This window comes from Polynucleobacter sp. 39-46-10 (genome assembly GCF_002282275.1).
This window is the reverse complement of the sequence record NZ_NCJB01000449.1, coordinates 1-1,546: the sequence shown is the minus strand read 5'-3', so window position 1 is coordinate 1,546 and position 1,546 is coordinate 1. Positions and strand designations below refer to the sequence as shown.

The window sequence follows — 1,546 nt, the reverse complement described above, 5'->3', positions numbered from 1 at the left end:
ATAGCACCCCAACTGGCTATTTATTTTTGGCTTTCTTCATCCTGGGGCTGGCTTTGGCGTTCACTCCCTGTGTGCTTCCAATGCTACCCATTCTGTCCAGTGTGGTGTTTGGAACTCAGGGCAAAAAATCGATTAGCAAAAGCCGGGCTAGTCTCTTGGCCGTGGCTTATGTACTTGGTATGGCCTGCGTCTACGCTTTAGCGGGAGTCTTGATGGCCGCTCTAGGCGGTAGCGTCCAAAGAGCTCTGCAGAGCCCTATAGCGCTAATTGGGTTTGCATTGCTACTACTCGCACTGTCGGGGAGCTTATTTGGCCTGTACGAGCTCAGAATGCCCCAATCTTGGCAGGAAAAAGTCGACCAATTAGCAGGACGCCATAAAGGTGGGAGCTTTGTTGGTGCCTTCGCTTTGGGTGGAATTTCGACATTAGTTGCCAGCCCTTGTATTACTGCACCTTTAGCCGGAGTACTTGCTTTCATTGCCCAAACAGGATCAATGAGTTTGGGGGCCGGTTTACTGTTTGTGATGGCTTTGGGTATGGGCTTGCCACTTCTCTTTATTGCTATTGAGGCGCGCATCCTCATTCCATCAACTGGTATTTGGATGGTTTGGTTGCAAAGAACGCTCGGTGTTTTATTGGTGGCAACTGCAGCCTGGATTGCCTCTCCTTTATTACAAAGCAGTAATGAAGCGGGTGGCAAGATGATGGCTAATGGACAACGTCAACATCAGATTGGAAATGCGAGTTTTGCTGTAATTCAATCTAGTGCCCAGTTAGATCAATTCTTGGCCCAAGCAAAAGAGCAGAAGAAACTAGTGCTCCTAGATTTTTATGCAGACTGGTGCATCTCCTGCAAAGAGATGGAGATCAATACCTTTGCTAATTCTGAAGTGAATCAAGAGTTACAGAAATTTGTTTTAGTTCAAGCTGATGTAACAAAGAACAGTCCTGAGAATCAGGAATTACTGAAGCGTTTTGGATTATTCGGGCCGCCTGGAATTTTGATCTTTGATCTCAATTCAGAAGAGTTAAAAGATCAGCGTGTAATTGGCTATATGCCGCCACAACGTTTTGCTGAGCGCTTGAAAAAAGTACTGGCAAATTAAATGAATTGAAACTGAATAAGTTTTTACTTATTCAGTCTTCATCATCAAATTTATTTACTTGCTTTGAGAAGACGTGCAGCCTCGAGTGCAAAGTAAGTCAATATCCCATTTGTGCCAGCACGTTTAAACGCGAGCAAGGACTCCATCATGACGGCATCATGATCAAGCCAACCATTTTGCGCGGCGGCCTTGAGCATAGCGTACTCACCGCTCACTTGATAGGCGTAAGTTGGATAATCAAATTCATCACGAACTCTACGTACGATATCGAGGTAAGGCATACCAGGCTTGACCATCACCATATCAGCGCCTTCACTGATATCGAGTGCAATCTCCCGCAAAGCCTCATCAGTATTGGCGCAATCCATTTGGTAGGTTTTTTTATCGGCTTTACCTAAATTTTTTGCTGAACCTACTGCATCACGAAATGGGCCATAAAA

General features: G+C 45.3%; 1 protein-coding gene and 1 pseudogene. One reads left to right on the top strand and one right to left on the bottom strand.

What is annotated here, in order from left to right; genetic code table 11:
• Positions 1–1,106: cytochrome c biogenesis protein CcdA (locus tag B7X71_RS16680; RefSeq protein WP_293601558.1), on the top strand; the 1,106-nt coding region annotated here is incomplete at its 5' end.
• 50 nt (positions 1,107–1,156) lie between these two features.
• Here the strand turns inward: B7X71_RS16680 and B7X71_RS16675 are convergent.
• Positions 1,157–1,546: pseudogene (locus tag B7X71_RS16675) on the bottom strand (porphobilinogen synthase); the annotation flags it as partial.